This is a genomic window from Saezia sanguinis, assembly GCF_963921665.1.
Taxonomy (GTDB): Bacteria; Pseudomonadota; Gammaproteobacteria; order Burkholderiales; family Burkholderiaceae_C; genus Saezia; species Saezia sanguinis.
The window spans coordinates 1-18,257 of record NZ_CAWUGC010000017.1; the positions used below are offsets into that span (position 1 = coordinate 1).

Consider the following 18,257-nt stretch of genomic DNA (forward strand, 5'->3'; position numbering starts at 1 on the left):
GTTTACGCGCTTGCTCCAAAATAGGGCGTATCTTCTCAAACCGCTCACGGCTGATATCACTGGGGTAGGTTTTCCTTTTCATACCCACAGTATGCACTATCTATAAAAAATCGTGAACAGGTTCTAAGGGGCTGTCCCCTTATACAATATAAAAAGTATTCCCTTTTTGATTGTCAAGACGCAATGGATCGGCATAATAGATTGTCTCCTGTTGAACGTGCAGAGTCACAAACTGTGCAAAACACAAAACTGACCAAATCCTTTCAGTTTCAAGGTGGATTGGGCCTGCATAAAGGCGACCGGCCCTACCAGCAAGACCAGGTTGCGCTGATTCCCCATCATTATGTTCCGGGCTGCCTGCTGGGCATTGTGGCCGACGGCATGGGCGGCAAAACCGGCGGGCGCACGGCATCCAACCAGGCCATTCAGACAGCCAGACAGTTGTTTGCGTCATATTCGCCATTCCAGGACGACCCGGATCAGTTCCTGCGGCAAATCGCCAATGAAACACATGTCATTGTGGGGCTAACCTCTGTCACCTCTGAAGAAGAGCCGCATACCACCTTTGCCGCTTTCCTGGTGTTACCCAACGGGCGGGCACACATTTCGCACTGCGGTGACTCCCGGGTTTACTTGTTTGACCGTAACTCGTTGATTTATCGCACCAAAGACCATTCTTATGTACAGTCTTTGATTGATGCGGGCAAACTGACAGAAGCAGAAGCACTGACGCACCCGAAATCCAATCTGATCACCTCCTGCCTGGGCATCTACATTGACCAGGGTCCTGTCATCTCGCAATACACCAGCCCGGTCCTTACGGACGGATCTGTGCTGGTTGCATGCAGCGACGGCTTATGGCATGGCGTCACGACAGAAGAAATCGGATGGGTTGTTAACAAGTGCATTCCCAAAATCGCCTGCGAAAAACTGGTGAACCAGGCCTATAAGCGCTCCAATGGGCACAGCGACAATATCTCTATCGCGATTGTCCGGATTACAGACGCCTCGACGCCAGACATCTGAAACCGTGCTGCGGCCCTTTTACAAACGGTTTTTTCAGACTAGGTCTGTCTGTGACCTTCTGATCGGCTCTGCCAGATACTCCTGTGACTGCATTTCAACCAGCCGGGACACCGTTCTGACAAACTCATATGCCAGGGCACCCTCAGTATAAAGCTGTTCAGGAGGCACTGCGGCAGACAGAATCAGCTTGTTACGCCGGTCATACAGCACATCCACCAGCAAGGTGAAGCGCCTGGCCTCGGAGGCCAGTTGTGGCGGCATTTTAGGCACATTGGACAGCATCAGCACGTCGAAACGGTTCGCCAGCTCCAGATAATCGTTTTGTGAACGTGGTGTCGCACACAATTGCGCAAAACTGAACCACCCGACATTGGCCGAGCAGCGAACCGCCTGCAGTTTCCTGTGCTCCACTTCTATCGTGGTATCCAGATTCGGCCCTTCGCTGACCTGCCCGTAAATCTGCTGCAGCACTTCATCCGTTTCAGCGCCCAACGGGGTCAGATAGGTTTGCGCCGGCGACAATGTGCGCTGGCGGTAATCCACACCGGCATCCACGCACACCACATTCATCTTCTGTTTCAGCAACTCAATGGCAGGCAAAATGCTTTCCCGCTGCAACCCATCGGGGTACAGCCCGTCAGGATGAAAATTAGACGTAGTAACCATACATGCCCCATTGGAAAACAGCGCTTCGAGCAAGCGGTGCAGAATCATAGCATCGGTCACATCAGAAACATGGAACTCATCAAAACAGATCAAGGGGTGCTTTTCAGCAATTTCTTTGCCCAGTACTGCCAGCGGGTTCACCGTTCCCTGCAACTGCCGCAGTTGTCTGTGCACTTCGCGCATAAACTCATGAAAATGCAAGCGCCTTTTACCACTGACATTCACAGCATCAAAAAAGCAATCCATCAAAAAGCTTTTGCCACGCCCAACCCCACCATACATATAAACGCCTTGTGGCGCTACCAGTTTATTCAGCCAGCGTGACATGAATCCCCTATTGCGTGATGACATATACGCTTCCAGATCTTGCTGGCATTGTTGCAGCGCCGCAATGGCGTTTTCCTGTGCCGCATCGCTGTGATAACCCAATTCTTTTAACCGGTTGCGGTAAATATCAGTCACTGTAGACATAAAACCTGTTCTCGCGAGGAATCTCGCTTGCCCCTGCAAATGAAGTAAAGCTATCAATTGTATTTTTTTCTGCGCATACGCGGGCATCACATCCGGAAAGACAGCACACTGGCAGCCACATTGCAGCCTGAACCTGTTTAACAAAACACGTGACTGACAAAGCAAAACCCCCTTGACTTTCAAATCAAGGGGGCTTGCAGAAAAACGGGAAATTACGTTTTTATGGCCGGCAATTCGGCATCAGAAGTTCAAAGTCCGTTTGTCAACGGCCAATGCTGCTTCTTTGGTCGATTCAGACAGCGACGGATGTGCATGACAAATACGTGCGATGTCTTCAGAACTGGCTTTGAACTCCATGGCCATGACCGCTTCGGCAATCAGCTCGGAAGCCATTGGGCCAATGATGTGTACGCCCAGCACTTCGTCGGTCTTGGCATCTGCCAGGATTTTGACAAACCCGGTGGTATCACCCATGGCGCGTGCACGACCATTGGCAAGGAACGGGAAAGTCCCTGACTTGTAGGCCACGCCGGCTTTTTTCAGTTCCTGTTCGGTCTGCCCGACCCAGGCCAGTTCAGGACTGGTGTAGATGACAAACGGAATGGTATTGAAGTTCACATGACCATGCTGCCCGGCAATACGTTCTGCCACGGCCACACCTTCTTCTTCGGCCTTGTGTGCCAGCATCGGACCGCGCACCACGTCGCCAATCGCCCATACATTGGGCAGGTTGGTACGGCACTGGTCATCCACCACAATGGCGCCACGGTCATCCAGCTTAAGCCCCACGGCTTCCGGATTCAGGCCAACGGTATTGGCCACGCGACCGATGGAAACAATCACATGGTCCACATCCAGTTTCTGTGCAGCGCCTTTGGCGTCGGTATAGGCAATGGAAACACCTTTTTTGCCAGGTTTCACTTCACTGATTTTGGCACCCAGCTCAATCTTCAGACCCTGCTTGGTGAATACCTTCAAAGCCTCTTTGGCCACCTGCTCGTCCACTGCCGGCAGGAATGTCGGCATGCCTTCAAGTACCGTGACTTCAGAGCCCAGGCGACGCCATACAGACCCCATTTCCAGACCGATCACACCAGCGCCAACCAGCACCAGTTTTTTCGGCACGGCTTTCAGATCCAGCGCGCCGGTATTGGAAAGCACCAGTTTTTCATCAAATTCAACGCCCGGCAAAGCACGTGGATTGGAGCCCGTGGCCACAATCACGGTCTTGCCCACCAGGGTTTCGGCGTCTTTGCCTGCCACCTTGATTTCATAGCCCGCAGCAGATGCTTTGACAAAAGAGCCGCGGCCATGGAAAAAACTGATTTTGTTCTTTTTGAACAGGTACAAAATACCGTCATTATTCTGGCGTACCACCGCATTTTTGCGGTCAACCATCTTGCCTGCATCTATTTTCAGGTCTTTCAGACTGATACCATGATCGCCGAAATGCAGCTTGGCCTGCTCATAATGTTCAGACGACTGAAGCAATGCCTTAGATGGAATGCACCCCACATTGGTACAGGTACCGCCAGGGGCGGCAGCGCCGTTTTTAGGATCTTTCCACTCATCAATACAAGCCACTGTTTTACCCAACTGGGCAGCGCGAATTGCAGCAATATAACCGCCGGGGCCTGCGCCAATGACGACAACATCAAACTCTTTACTCATTTGTGTTCTTTCTTTCGTTAAAAGGCCAAATCAATATGTACGGGGTTTTTTACAACTTGACTGAAAAACAGTTGTAAAAAACCGCTGCATCTTACCGGGATGAAGTATGCAGCGGCTTATTCCCAGCACCTTTGGTTTTACAGGTTCAGCAACATGCGTGCCGGGTCTTCCAGTGCTTCCTTGATGGCAACCAGTGTCAGCACAGACTCACGTCCGTCGACAATCCGGTGGTCATACGACAGCGCCAGATAGCACATCGGACGAACCACCACCTGACCATTTTCCACCACGGCACGCTCTTTGGTCGCATGCACACCCAGAATGGCTGACTGTGGCGGGTTGATAATGGGGGTAGACATCATGGAGCCGAAAGTACCGCCGTTGGTGATACTGAAAGTACCACCGGACAACTCGGCAATTGACAGTTTACCGTCCTTGGCCTTGGTTGCAAACTCGGCAATCTTGAGCTCGATCTCAGCAAAGCTGAGCTTGTCTGCATTACGCAGAATCGGCACCACCAGACCACGTGGCGAAGAAACCGCAATACCAATGTCAAAGTAGTTATGGTAAACAATATCGCCACCGTCAATGCTGCCATTGACTGCCGGATATTTCTTCAGTGCATGGACAGCAGCCTTGACAAAGAAGGACATAAAGCCCAGTTTGATACCATATGTCTTGGTAAACTGGTCCTGGAACTTCTTGCGCAAATCCATCACCGGAGCCATGTTCACTTCATTGAACGTGGTCAATGTGGCAGTAGTCTGTTGTGACTCGATCAAGCGTTCCGCCACACGTGCACGCAGCTTGCTCATCGGTTCACGCACTTCAGTGCGATCATCCAGCGGAGGTACCAGGCCGCCAGCCGGTGCCGCAGCAGGTTTAGCGCCGCCAGCCACTGCAGACAGCACGTCGCCCTTGGTAATACGGCCGTCTTTGCCAGTGCCGCCAACCTGAGATGCGCTCAGGTTGTTATCTGCCAACAGCTTGGCTGCAGCCGGCATGGCCACACCGGCCTTGCTGGCAGAAGCGGCTGGTGCCGGAGCCGGCGCTGCTGCAGCCGGAGCTGGAGCCGCTGGTGCGGGCGCAGGCGCTGCCGGAGCAGGGGCAGGAGCCGGAGCAGCCTCTTGCTTGGCAGGAGCCGCCGCCGCACCCTTGGCTTCGGTATCGATCTTAGCGATCACCTGCCCAGAGGTAACACTGCCACCGTCACTGACAACGACCTCAGAAAGTACCCCTGCGCCTGGCGCGGGAACTTCCAGAATGATCTTATCGGTTTCAATTTCAATCAGAATCTCTTCTGCTGCAACGGCTTCACCAACCTTCTTTTTCCACTGCATCAACGACGCTTCTGATACTGACTCGGACAGTTCAGGAACCTTGACTTCTAGAATTGCCATTTGATTTTCCTATAATTTTCAAGAATGGGATTACGCCTCACGAATGAGGCGTACCTGGTGGATCACATAATTACTTTACCGTATTTTTGAGTTTACCAAAAGCACCGGCAACCAGTTCTTTCAACTGTTCTTGATGCTTATGGGTATACCCTGTCGCCGGAGCCGGGCAAGCAGCACGTCCCGAGTAGCCCAGTTTCTGCTTGTCTGTCAGCATGTCACGGACTTGCGGACGCACATAACTCCATGGCCCCTGGTTTTCCGGCTCATCCTGACACCAGACCACTTCCGTGGCACCAGCGTATTTCTTCAGTTCGGCAGCCAGCGCTTTTTGCGGGAAGGGATACAACTGTTCCAGACGAATAATCGCCACATCGGTCAGTTTCTTCTCTTCGCGTGCAGCAGCCAGATCGTAGTAAACCTTGCCGGAACACAGGATCACACGCTTAACCTTCTTGGCATCGATGCTGCTGTTCACTTCCGGAATCACCATCTGGAAGCTGCCCTTGGCCAGCGTTTCCAGCGGTACTGCGGCATTTTTGTTACGCAGCAGCGATTTCGGCGAGAACACCACCAGCGGTTTGCGGTATTTGCTCAGTGCCTGAGAGCGCAGCAGGTGGAAAATCTGCCCTGCTGTGGTTGGCTGGGCCACCACCCAGTTTTCTTCAGCGCTCAATTCAAGGTAACGTTCAATACGTGCTGAACTGTGCTCTGGCCCCTGGCCTTCAAAACCGTGCGGCAGCAGCATGACCAGGCCTGCATAGCGACCCCATTTGGTTTCACCGGAGGCAATGAACTGGTCAATCATGATCTGGCCACCGTTGGCAAAGTCACCAAACTGGGCTTCCCAAATGGTCAGACCGTCAGGACGCGCTGTGGCATACCCGTATTCGAAGCCCAGAACACCGTTTTCTGACAGCACAGAGTTCACGATGGTGAATTTACCCTGTTTGTCAGAGAGGTGCTGCAGCGGAATATAGGGGTCTTCCGTCCAGTCAGGCCGGTTCTGGTTATGCACCATGGCCTGGCGGTGGCTGAATGTACCGCGGCCAACGTCTTCACCGGACAAGCGCACAGGAATACCGGCGCTCAGCAATGTGGCATAGGCCATGTTTTCACCCATACCCCAGTCCACCGGCAATTCACCATTGCCCATGGCGGCGCGGTCTTTGAGTACCTTTTGCACCAGGGGATGCACAGCAATACTGTCAGGCACCGTAGTAATGGCCTGTGCCAGTTTTTTCAGTTCTTTTTCTGACACACTGGTATCTACAGGTTCAGACCAGGCTTTTCCGACGTATTTGCTCCAGTCGGAGGTGTAAGGGCTCTTGAACTTCTTATCGACCGGGTCGCTGGTGACTTTATTTTCATCCATCGACTTGCGATATTCTTTAACCAGTTTTTCTTCGTAAGCGGCATCGATGACGTTTTCATCAATCAGACGCTGCGCATACACACGGCGTGAGCCCGGATGTGCTTTCACAGCCTTGTACATATAAGGCTGGGTAATCTGAGGCGTATCCTGCTCGTTATGGCCCAGTTTGCGGTAGCACACCAAGTCAATCATCACGTCGCGGTGGAACTGCTGGCGGAAATCCACTGCCAGTTGCATTGCAAATGCCACGGCATCCATGTCATCACCGTTGATATGCAGGACCGGAGCGTCAATCATGCGCGCCACATCGGTACAGTACAGCGAGGTACGGGTATCACGCGGGTCAGATGTGGTGAACTGCACCTGGTTGTTGATCACGATGCGGATAGAGCCACCAATGTAATAACCGCGGGCACCCGCCATTGACAGGGTTTCCTGCACAACACCCTGGCCAATCACGGCACCGTCACCGTGAACGGTGACTGACATGACCTGATTGCCAACGCCGTCATTGCGGCGGTCCATACGGGCACGCACAGAACCGGACTGCACCGGGCTCACCACTTCCAGGTGAGACGGGTTGTAAGCCATGCTCAGGTGCACTGTGCCTGACGGTGTTTTGATGTTGTTGGAAAAACCATTGTGGTATTTCACGTCACCGGAAGGCAGATTTTCCGGCGCAGTATGGTCAAACTCGGCAAACAGCGCTTTGGGTTCTTTACCCAATGTGTTGACCAGTGCGTTCAGGCGGCCACGGTGAGCCATACCGATCACAATGTCTTCAACGCCGTTCTGGGCTGAATAACGTACCAACTCGTCCATGGCAACGATGAATGCATCGCCGCCATCCAGTGAGAAACGCTTCACGCCCACATATTTGGTATTCAGATAGCCTTCAAGGCCTTCAGCCGCAGTCACGCGCTCAAGCAGGCGTTTTCTTTTCTCGGCATCAAATTTAGGCTGCCCCTGTTTGGATTCCAGGCGTTCAATCCACCAGTTGCGCACTTTCACATCGCGGATGTACATGAATTCAACCGCCAGCGTGCCGCAGTACGTTGCACGCAGTGCGCCAACCAGTTCACCCAGCGTCATTGAACTCTTACCAAAATGGGTCGACGAGGTATCCACCGTCGACTTCATGTCAGCCTCAGTCAATCCATAATACTGTGGGTCCAGTTCGGGAGATTCCTGCGGACGCAGGATATTGAGCTTCAACGGGTCCAGATTGGCCCGGAGCACACCCAAATTACGGTATGCATCAATCAGCTTGGATACTGCCGCCGCTTTCGGGTCGGCTCCTACGCCATACGCGCCAGCACCATTGGCAGGCGCCTTTTGCATGGCTTCAAAATATTCACGCCAGCGTGTGGGAACAGAATTAGGGTCGTTCTGATATGACTCATAGAGCTCCTCGATATAAGGAGCATTGCTGCCATAAAGATAAGAATTCGCCAGGTACTCAGCGTACTGTTGCGACATATGACTACTCACTTTCACTCCGTTGTGCGAAGTTATCACTGTGTATTGAAAAACCTTCTGTCACTCAACTCAGGTAATCGATCAAACCCGAAAATCTGCAAGCAACCAGAAGGACTAACAGAACACCTGTTCTTAGGGTTACTACTATAACATCGGCACGAAAACTCATATTTGACCTAAGTCATTCAATGCCTTTACCCGGATTTCAACACAAACTCTCAAACCCTCGTTTAGCGTATGTGTATTTATATAAGGCGCTCCAATTGTAATTTAGGATGTGTTATATCCTCTAAAAGTTTCATATAAATCAAATTGTGCAAAGCAATAATTTAATTTATTCCCATCCCTTAGAAATGACATCAACTCATAACACTGCCTAGATGTCGCGCCGCAAAAACACCCCCGAAAACACGTGTCAAAAAAACGGCACCTCCGCCATTTAATTGCCGCCTTCGGCGCCAAAATCAAGGGGAAAAATAATTTTGTAATTAATGACAATCAGCTCATCAAATCATGCACATTGGCGCCGAATGCCATATTTTTGAACTGCGCCAGCCGGTCTCTGACCTGCGCGGCCTGCTCGAACTCCAGGTTTTTCGCATGATCGAGCATCTGCTTTTCCAGCCGCTTGATTTCACGCGCAATCTCTTTTTCGCTCATGTCCTGCACCTGGGCCTGCAAAAGCTCCTGCTGTTCCTGTGGCTGACCGGCATCCTGCTCATGGTACACACCATCAATCAGGTCTTTAATCTGCTTGTTAATGCTCCTGGGCGTAATGCCGTACTCGGCGTTGTAGGCCAATTGCTTGTTGCGGCGCCGTTCGGTTTCTCCAATGGCCTTGCGCATGGAGTCCGTCATACGGTCTGCATACAGAATGGCCTTGCCATGCACATTGCGCGCCGCACGGCCTATGGTCTGAATCAGCGAGCGCTCCGCACGCAAGAAACCCTCTTTGTCCGCATCCAGAATCGCAATCAATGACACTTCCGGAATGTCCAGCCCCTCACGCAACAGGTTGATCCCCACCAGCACATCAAACAGCCCCAGCCGCAGATCACGGATGATCTCCACCCGCTCTACCGTATCGATGTCCGAATGCAGATAACGCACCTTGACGCCGTTCTCACTCAGATATTCGGTCAGCTGCTCGGCCATGCGTTTGGTCAGCGTGGTAATCAGCACGCGCTCGCCTACTTTCACGCGCTCATGAATCTCCTGCAGCACATCGTCAACCTGCGTGGTTGCCGGACGGACTTCAACCTCCGGGTCCACCAGCCCGGTCGGCCGCACCACCTGCTCCACCACCGAGCCTGCGGAGTGCTCCATTTCATAGTTACCGGGGGTCGCCGAGACAAACACCGACTGCCGCATACGCTGCTCAAATTCAGGAAACTTCAGCGGCCGGTTATCCAGCGCGCTGGGCAGGCGGAATCCATACTCCACCAGTGTGGCCTTACGCGCGCGGTCGCCGTTATACATGCCGGTAAACTGCCCAATCAGCACATGCGACTCGTCAAAAAACATCAACGCATCTTTAGGCAAATATTCCACCAGTGTGGGCGGCGGCTCTCCCGGTTTGGCCCCGGAGAGGTGGCGGGAGTAGTTTTCAATGCCCTTGCAATGCCCGACTTCCTGCAACATCTCCAGGTCAAAGCGGGTGCGCTGCTCCAGCCGCTGCGCCTCCACCAGCTTGCCCTCATCGTAAAAGAATTTCAGCCGCTCCGTTAGTTCTTCCTTGATGGTTTCAATTGCATTGATCACGCTTTGCCGCGCCATCACATAATGCCCTGCCGGATAAATGGCAAAGCGCGGCACCTTGTGCTGGACCTTGCCCGTTAGCGGGTCAAACAGGCTGATGCCATCCACCTCATCGTCAAACAGCGTCACGCGTACCGCCAGTTCGGAATGCTCAGCCGGGAAGATATCAATCGTATCTCCACGCACCCGAAACATTCCGCGGGCAAAATCCATATCGTTGCGGTTGTATTGCATGCGCACCAGGTGTGCAATGAAATCACGCTGGCTGACCCGGTCACCCACGCGGGTGATCAGCCGCATCTCGGTATAGTCTTCCGGGCTGCCCATACCGTAAATGGCCGAAACAGACGCCACAATAATCACATCGCGCCGCTCAAACAGGCTTTTGGTAGCCGAAAGCCGCATCTGCTCAATATGGTCATTGATCGCACTGTCCTTTTCAATGAACAGGTCGCGCTGCGGCACATAGGCTTCGGGCTGGTAATAATCGTAATAGCTCACAAAGTATTCCACCGCATTTTTCGGGAAAAACTCGCGAAACTCCGAATACAACTGCGCCGCCAGCGTTTTGTTGGGCGCAAACACAATGGCAGGTCTACCCAGCTGGGCAATCACGTTGGCCATTGTGAATGTCTTACCAGAGCCGGTCACCCCAAGCAGCGTCTGAAAACTCAGCCCGTCACGGATACCTTCCACCAGTTCACCAATCGCGGTTAACTGGTCTCCCGCCGGCGGATAAGGCTGGTACAACTCAAAAGGCGAGCCTTCATAGGTGATGAACCGGCCCTGCGGCACATCTTCAGCAACATCGGCAACTGTGTTCTTCACCTCCGCTTCAGATGCTACATCATTGTTCTGTTTTTTTGGAGTTTTCGCTTTACCCGCCATGACCGCCCTTCTGATCTTGAATCTTCACACGTCCAGCAACTAAGATGATGCCACCTGCCCATTTTTCAATTGAAATCGCCACAGTACCTTAGCCATCGTGCATAACAACACTTAATCGTGCCAGCTTCCCTGAGATACCCGCAACTGTGCAGCAAACAGGGCCGCATACGCCCACAGCTCTGACAGTTCCTCCAGCAGTTGCAATATTCCATCGCCCAAATTCAATGTCACGCCGCCGTGCCCCTCAGCAATGGTGGACAGCACAGCCCCCACCACAACCAACAACAGTTCAAGCCACGGAAATGCGCCGCAACGCCATATTTTCACCAGACTCTGATATTGCCTGGTTAATAAAAAAACAGCCGCAGAAGCCAGCAACAGCACTCCGGCAACCGGGTAAACAACAGGCTTGTAACTCAGTTGAAGAGAGGAAGAATAAATCGGGCCAGACACCGGATCGACATACAGAGGAGGCAAGAACACAGCGCCCCATCCCAGTTCGCGGGCAAACATAATCAACCAGAATGGCATCACCATGATCCAGAACCAACGCCGAGTTTTATCCTTTGCCCGTACGGCAAAGCACAGCGCCAGCACCAACCCTGCAAGCAGGATACCTGCCTGCGTATTTTCAATCGGCCCATTTTCCCAACTGAACCAAACCGGTAAATACAAGGCCAAAGGATAAGAAGACAGCAACCCTATGATGATGAAGCCAAGGAGAAATACCCGGCCCTTAGAGAATGGCTGTAACGTATGCATGAAGACTCAACTTTTCCTGATGGCAAAGCTTTCATTATATGCTTTCGATCATTGCATCAATAAACTACCCGATGGTGTATTGGCAAGCATGGTTTCCTGCACCTGTTCCGGCAAGTGAACCGTATCGCCTCATCACCGCACACAGTGTGCCCAGCAATGGCATAAAGTATATCCAGACCACCTCCGGCGCCATTGCTCATGGCGATCAAAGTGCCCGGCACAGGCTCGCAACCAGCCTGAACAAACCGATGTGCCATTTGTTTTTTGCTGGCAGCAATATACGCAGGCACATACGGGCCTTGCGCATGAATACCCATAAAAAAATACGTTATACAATCCATCACAGTGACACGCTATGGTCACCACACATCCATCCCTTTTATAAGGATTCACCTGTGCGTATTCTTTTCATTCTGATTGGATCTGTTCTGTTGCATGGCTGCATCTCCACCGACATCCATGTCAATGTCGACAACCGCCCTGAGCCGCTTAAGGGCATGGCTGCCGCCACACTGATTTCAGGCACTTTTTACGCAGAAGACTCAAAAGGCCTGTACTGCAACGGCGCTTACGACTCAACGGACGTCAGTCCAAGACTACAGGTTCGCTTTCAATGCTCCGATGGCCGCTCAGGAAGTGCCAGCGTTTCCCGCTATGGGGAATATCTTGAAAATGGCTCCGGCCAGGGTCAATTAAGCGATGGCACAGCCATCAATGTCTATCTTGGCGAAAAAGCACATGGAAACATAGCCCCGTAGCCAAGTAGGCTTTTGTTTGGTTTGAGGCAGCGTGTTAGGTCCGTACTTCGCAAGCGTGTTGCCTCTGAAAAGATATGAATAGGATAACGATAAACTTCTTCATTGCGAAAATTAGTACGAACCCGAACAATATCAAACTCATCACCAACAACATAAATTAACTTACACCGCTTAAAAAGTGAGGCAATTGGATCATAATGCTCATCCGCTTCAAATCTAGCTTCAATAGAAACACTTACAGGAGGAGCGTTATCAAAATTAAAATTCACACAAGTATGCGCGACAGGTCCTGACGTCCAATAAGAAACATAAAAATCAACAGAGACTAAATGTGAAAGGTCTACTTCGCGCTCTTCATAACGGGAAATAAAATCGTCTACGCTTCGATATTCAAAATTACGAAAATTGGTAATAAGTACTTTATCCCCATTAATATAAGCACGGGGCATATGTGCAACATCAGCACGTAAAACACGATCATGTGACGGCTCTATTGTTGACCAATAAGCCAAAATAGCAATCAACATTAGCCCCCTTTGCTTTAAAAAATTTTCTTGTCACAATCTAGGGCAATACTTCTCAAATTAGCACATTGGAATACAAATATAAGTCCCTCTTTGACAACAGTGACAAAAAGAAAAACGTCCCATAGTCACTGCTTTCTCGCTCAAAAATAAAAGTTTGTGTCGCATTGATGTTAAAAAAATCAAATAACTAAGCAACTCAGAATTTGAACTCCCACATGATACGAGCAGCATGATCTCTGACCTGTCGACCAAACTCTCCATCATATCCTATGCTCAGCGTCATATTAGGCTGCAACTGGAAGTTTGCCCCTACACCGACCACCGCCGCATTGCGGTTGATTTCCACACCTCGTATAGTGTACTCTTTGCCTCCCACAAAATTCATATGGACTTTGGGCGCTATACTGCCAACGTTATATTGCCAGCCCAAGTCACCATACAGGCTCACGCGGTCCTCAACCTGCCATTCGCTTTTCACACCTATCGTGGTGGTCAACAAGTTGTCACTGTGCCGACTACTGTGCAGTATGGTAAGGCCGCCTGTTTCTGTAAAGCTGTCAGTAGTAATTCTCTGTGCTGCCACATTTATGTACGGTGTCAGGTTAAGGTTCGGTGTAAGGTTAAAGGTGTGACTGCCCTGAATAAAGGCCTGCAACAAACCACCGTTATAATTGCCTTGATTTTTGGAGACCAGATTGCCAATAGCAATATTTCGTTCGGTATCAATATCCAACCAGCTATAGCCTATACCACCTTTGAGGTCTATCAGACCTACACTGGTGCGTCCGTAAGCCAGCAGGTGGATGGCATTAATGTCTGCATCGGAATGACGCAAACGGTCTGTGCTGAGTTTGGTATGCTCATAGCCGGCAGCCACACCAAATACAGTAGTTTCATCGGCACTGGCGTACAGATCTGAACCAATCAGCACACCAAGCCCTCGATTATCAAGTTTGGAAGCATTGCCATCTGCTTTGACATGACCATCATGCGCCCAGACATTGACCCACAAGTTTTTGTTGATGTCCGTTTCCGACGCTAAAAGGCCCGAAGCATCGGAAAGGTGCTGCATAATAGCAAGCCTCGGATAGCGGCTGTTGATAAGAAGGGCACTTTTGACACTGGCATGAATCTCTCCGCTGAGACTGTCAAAGGCGTTGCGTGCCTGCCATGCATCCATGCTGACGATTGTCTCATAAATTGGGTTGTTCTCTCCCAGGCCTTCTATGCCAGCTCCTGTATTTTGCTGATTCTCACTACCCCCGACTGAAGGAAAGCTGGTGTTGTTACGTACCAATGTGAGTCGTACCTGGTCAGGATTGCTGTAGTCTACCAGGGACGTCAAAAACGCCAGATTGCTGTCCACAGTACTGAACTGCCCACTGACACCCTGATCGCTGTCGACAATAACATAGCTGAATTTTTCGGCCCAAGTGCCCGCACCACCCCAAATTTGTAAGGCAGCGCCGGGCTCGATGGTAACGGTACCGTTGCCTCCTCCAAGAGCAGAGTCTGCCACGACACGTCCGACATTGTGGTCAGGGTGTGCGTCTACATCCAAGATGGAGCCGCCTTTGAGAATGACTTGCCCTGTTGTAAGAGTACCAACTGCACCCGTGCCGGGAGATAAAGTGCCTCCACTGTCAACAGTAACATGACCCGCTATTTGCCCATGACCACCAAGGATGGCTCCGTTTTGGACATTGACATCGCTCGCCAACCGTGCCGGACTACCGGCAATGTCACCTATATATAGGCTCCCACCGGCCACAGTGGTGCCCCCGGTATAGCTGTTAACGCCTGTAAGTATCAGGGTATTATTTCCGTCTTTGACAAGACTGCCTGCTCCCGAGATTGTTGCAGCCAATGTATTGTCTGCAGTCTGGTTTAACGTCAGCACTCCATTGTTGACAAAAGTGGTACTTGCATTCAGTTGCGCATCCCCGACTACCAGGGTAAATCCTTCTAAAATCCCCCCATCCGATATATTCAGTATCCCTCCTGTATTAACCGTTGTATTGACTGCGACACCTCCCCCATACACATACTGCGCACCGCTGTTGTCAATAGTCGTATCTACGGCAACAGCACCGGAATACACTCGTTGCACACCGGCACTGTGAATGATCGTATTGTCAGCACTCCCTCCCGAAGATATATTCTGGAGCCCCCCTGCTGCAATATCAGTATCTGTTGCAAAACCGCCTGAAGAAATTGTTTGTATCCCACCGGCATCAATCACTGTATCAACCGCACTGCCACCAGCAGATACTCGCTGCACACCACCCGCATTGACAGTTGTATCCAGTGCAACCCCTGTGGAATATATATCCTGTCTGGCACCACTATTGACAATCGTGCCTGTAGCTACTGCTCCAGCGGACACGTATTGCCGCCCATTGTTATTCACAATTGCCGAGGTTGCCTGTCCGCCACTGGAAATAATCTGGCGCCCACCGTCTTCTATGACTGCATTGCTTGCTAGTCCTCCGTCATACACGTACTGCGTGCCACCATTAAGCCTTGTATCTGCTGCAGAGCCACCAGAATTAACTCTTTGCTCCCCATTAGCAATCTGCGCGCCACTGACCACTGCGCCATCATAAATGTACTGCCCTCCTCCATCAAAAACAGTACCAATTGCACTGCCGCCAGCGAATACATTCTGCCTGCCACTGCTGCCTAATGTTGTGCCAACTGCCGAACCGCCAGCACTGACGATCTGTGTGCCATCATCAATCTGTGCACCGCTGACTACCGCACCGTAAAGGTATTGCCGACCACCACTGAATACCGTGTCAACCGCATTGCCGCCTGCTGAAATATATTGAATTGCCCCACTCGTGAGAATTGAACTGACCGCCGTTCCCCCAGAGTTGATGGTTTGTCCGCCACTGACAATATTAGCTCCACTAACCGTAGCTCCGTTATAAAGATACTGCCACCCACCGTTAAAGACAGTATCGCTGACAATACCTCCCGCCCACACATTCTGCCGCCCATTGGTTTCTAAAATCGTACCTACGACTGCCCCCCCGGCACTGACCGTCTGCCCACCGCTCACGACGTGTGCACCGCTGACCACCGCACCATCGTAAACATACTGCCCACCGCCATTGAACACCGTTCCGACTGCTGTTCCACCTGAAGAAACTCGCTGTATTCCGCCGCTATTTAAAACCGATGAATTAGCGGTTGCACCCGAATATAAACGCTGATCTCCACCACTATTGATGATCGTATTGTTCGCAACACCTCCGGCATAAACATATTGAAACCCTGAATCGCTGGAATTGAAAACACCCGAAAGCGTAGTCCCCTCAGCAGTCCCGCCGGAAACTCGTTGCTGCCCACCGGTATTGACTGCTATGCTGGAAGTCACCCCTCCAGCATAAACATTCTGTCGTCCACCACTGTTGACAGCGATATTGTTTGCGCTTCCCCCATTAGAAACATTTTGAACGCCACCGATATTAATCGCACCCCCATTAGCCACACCACCGGAAATCACGCTCTGTGTTCCACTGGTGATAGTCTCTCCACTGACCGTACCACTGACTACAGGTGTGAAAGACTGCGCTAAAACCGGTTGCGTTAATTGCCCTGCCAGAATGGTTCCCGCAACAACTACCAGCACCAACTGTTTTACGCTTTTGCATGAAGCACGGCTGTGCCCTTTTGCTAGTTCAGATGCAGCCACCCAAGTTTGCCGACTTTCGCTCCAGACAATTCGGTAGCTGCGATTCAGATTATTTTTATGTCCCATTTTTATTACCTTTCGGGGCTGCTATCGCTAAAATTTAAACTTCCGCATGATGTAAGTCGCATGGTCCCTGACCCTCGAATCGATGCTCCATCACACTTTCGTTAATACTCCTTTTATCCAGAAGGACGACTTCAATACCTATGTTGAAGAATGTTGCAATGTTTGATATAACCGGTCAATATGCCCGATAACCTGCTGACCGGTAATTAAACGCGTGCATTCGTACTGGCGTTCCGTGCCCTTTAAGCGGGGACACCAAAAAAAATCTTTATGATCAAAATTAAGATTGATATCATCCCAGCATCCCATACAACCATGTGTGCTGTAGACTCGATACGGGGTTTTAAACTCACAGGTTGGCAAAGTAAAGCCACTGATGAGGACCACAGGAACATGACAGGCCCACGCCAGCCATGAAAGCCCACTGCTCAAACCCACAAAAAAATCAGCGTGCTGCAACAATGCAACCCGCTCCTGCAAAGAGATATCTCCCGTAAAATCTTCCGCCCCATAGGGAATGTGGTTCCATACATAACCCTGCCCATATACAGCCTGTTTATCAATGCATAAAACTCGGTAGCCAAGCTTCTTAAGGTGCTCAACCACTAGGTGCCAACCCATTCCATTATTCCAGTATTTGGCTTGGCAACTGGACTGTGCCGCGATACATACATAAGGCTCTTTGATACGACGTGGAGCATCCAACTTAAGCCGTGGAGGCTCTTCTGAAGGATCAACTCCGAGGATGTATCCTGCCGTACGATGAAGCCCAACCATGCGAAAATCAATTGGCTGCGAATTAACGTCACCACCAAAAAAAAGACCAATACGATATGTTGCGTAAGGAGCCTCTGTGCTGACCATTTGAGGTGTATTAAGCCGCATATCAGGATATTGATCCTTAAAAAGATCAATTAATTCCTGACCTAGCGTGCACTCAAGCCTGCAGCCATGTTGCTGGTAAAAGCGCTCTGCATGCGGAAACCAGCCAATGATATCGCCGATTGTTCCCACAGGAAAAGAAATCAAAACCGGCCTGTTCTTCAGATCCAGCGTGTGATCCAGTAACGGTGTTTTTTCTCCGCGCCTCCAGACTCGGAGTATAAAACGCACATAATACTTTTTGGTGCTTTGCACCCAGCCCTCATCAGAATCACAGGCAAAAAGAATGTTACCCGACTCTGCGTCAATAATTTCTACATGCCATTGCCCTTTTGGCAACAAGACACGAGCACCATCATTAAAGTCATAGCGTATGCCTTCAGCCCCTTCCTGTGTAGGAATAGCAGGTGGCATCACAGAGTACGCCACTGTTTCACCAGATTGCTCTGTCTTACCGGAAAATACTGCATCGTGTGGATTCATTGTTAAAACCATACCTAAACAATCTCCTTGAAAGTTTAGAAAGTCAAGAAGACTATATTTTATTTATATAGTAATTCCGTTCTGGATTACAAACGCAGATGTGGAACTAATTCACAAATTTGGTGATTAATACACTCAAATTAATTGAATGAGAATTATTATTTATCTAACACCGTAACAGCGTTTAGTTTCGTATTTCTAATCTCAGATAGAAGTCTGTTATGAAAGCTCAATACCAAGACTTATACGCATTTAATATACTTTAAACATACTGAACTTACACTCTACCATGTCTAATACACCTAAGAATCACACGAGCCCACAGTATGGACTATGTTCGCTGGCTCT

Annotated in this window: 11 protein-coding genes and 1 pseudogene; 2 read left to right on the top strand and 10 right to left on the bottom strand. The window is 50.6% G+C overall.

Translation table 11 applies throughout. The features are described 5' to 3' along the window. A pseudogene (locus tag AACY98_RS11765) lies at positions 1–82 on the bottom strand (IS5/IS1182 family transposase); the annotation flags it as partial. 152 nt (positions 83–234) lie between these two features. Here AACY98_RS11765 and AACY98_RS11770 point away from each other — a divergent pair. Then, on the top strand, positions 235–1,026 hold the full coding sequence (locus AACY98_RS11770) for a PP2C family protein-serine/threonine phosphatase (RefSeq protein WP_239442122.1): 792 nt from the start codon (positions 235–237) through the stop codon (positions 1,024–1,026). A gap of 33 nt (positions 1,027–1,059) precedes the next feature. Here the strand turns inward: AACY98_RS11770 and zapE are convergent, their stop codons facing one another. The 6 genes from zapE to AACY98_RS11800 all read right to left on the bottom strand — a co-directional run bounded on the left by zapE (position 1,060) and on the right by AACY98_RS11800 (position 11,493). After that, entirely contained in the window at positions 1,060–2,163 is a 1,104-nt protein-coding gene (zapE, locus tag AACY98_RS11775) for a cell division protein ZapE (protein WP_339805238.1), read from the bottom strand. A 240-nt stretch (positions 2,164–2,403) separates the two neighbouring features. Next, complete coding sequence (gene lpdA, locus AACY98_RS11780) at positions 2,404–3,834, bottom strand: dihydrolipoyl dehydrogenase (protein WP_339805240.1); 1,431 nt, start codon at positions 3,832–3,834, stop codon at positions 2,404–2,406. Between the two features lie 137 nt (positions 3,835–3,971). Next, a complete protein-coding gene (odhB, locus tag AACY98_RS11785; protein ID WP_126979313.1) occupies positions 3,972–5,234 on the bottom strand; it encodes a 2-oxoglutarate dehydrogenase complex dihydrolipoyllysine-residue succinyltransferase in 1,263 nt (420 codons plus the stop codon). A 70-nt stretch (positions 5,235–5,304) separates the two neighbouring features. Continuing rightward, on the bottom strand, positions 5,305–8,085 hold the full coding sequence (locus AACY98_RS11790; RefSeq protein WP_126979311.1) for a 2-oxoglutarate dehydrogenase E1 component: 2,781 nt from the start codon (positions 8,083–8,085) through the stop codon (positions 5,305–5,307). Between the two features lie 498 nt (positions 8,086–8,583). Next, positions 8,584–10,731: an excinuclease ABC subunit UvrB gene (uvrB, locus tag AACY98_RS11795; RefSeq protein ID WP_423817566.1), complete on the bottom strand. Its 2,148-nt coding sequence runs from the start codon at positions 10,729–10,731 to the stop codon at positions 8,584–8,586. 111 nt (positions 10,732–10,842) lie between these two features. Next, positions 10,843–11,493 (bottom strand): hypothetical protein, encoded by a 651-nt coding sequence (locus tag AACY98_RS11800; protein ID WP_339805243.1) that lies wholly within the window; start codon positions 11,491–11,493, stop codon positions 10,843–10,845. 395 nt (positions 11,494–11,888) lie between these two features. Here AACY98_RS11800 and AACY98_RS11805 point away from each other — a divergent pair, with 395 nt between their 5' ends. Next, positions 11,889–12,251 carry a hypothetical protein gene (locus AACY98_RS11805; RefSeq protein ID WP_126979305.1) on the top strand — a complete coding sequence of 121 codons (363 nt, stop codon included), beginning with the start codon at positions 11,889–11,891 and terminating at the stop codon, positions 12,249–12,251. On the opposite strand, the gene AACY98_RS11810 is transcribed toward AACY98_RS11805, so the two are convergent. The 3 genes from AACY98_RS11810 to AACY98_RS11820 all read right to left on the bottom strand — a co-directional run bounded on the left by AACY98_RS11810 (position 12,212) and on the right by AACY98_RS11820 (position 17,921). Beyond that, positions 12,212–12,778 carry a DUF4105 domain-containing protein gene (locus AACY98_RS11810; protein ID WP_339805246.1) on the bottom strand — a complete coding sequence of 189 codons (567 nt, stop codon included), beginning with the start codon at positions 12,776–12,778 and terminating at the stop codon, positions 12,212–12,214. The genes AACY98_RS11805 and AACY98_RS11810 overlap by 40 nt on opposite strands. A 196-nt stretch (positions 12,779–12,974) precedes the next feature. Continuing rightward, entirely contained in the window at positions 12,975–16,544 is a 3,570-nt protein-coding gene (locus AACY98_RS11815; RefSeq protein ID WP_339805248.1) for an autotransporter domain-containing protein, read from the bottom strand. Between the two features lie 138 nt (positions 16,545–16,682). Beyond that, on the bottom strand, positions 16,683–17,921 hold the full coding sequence (locus AACY98_RS11820; protein WP_339805250.1) for an autotransporter strand-loop-strand O-heptosyltransferase: 1,239 nt from the start codon (positions 17,919–17,921) through the stop codon (positions 16,683–16,685). Positions 17,922–18,257 lie beyond the last annotated feature (336 nt).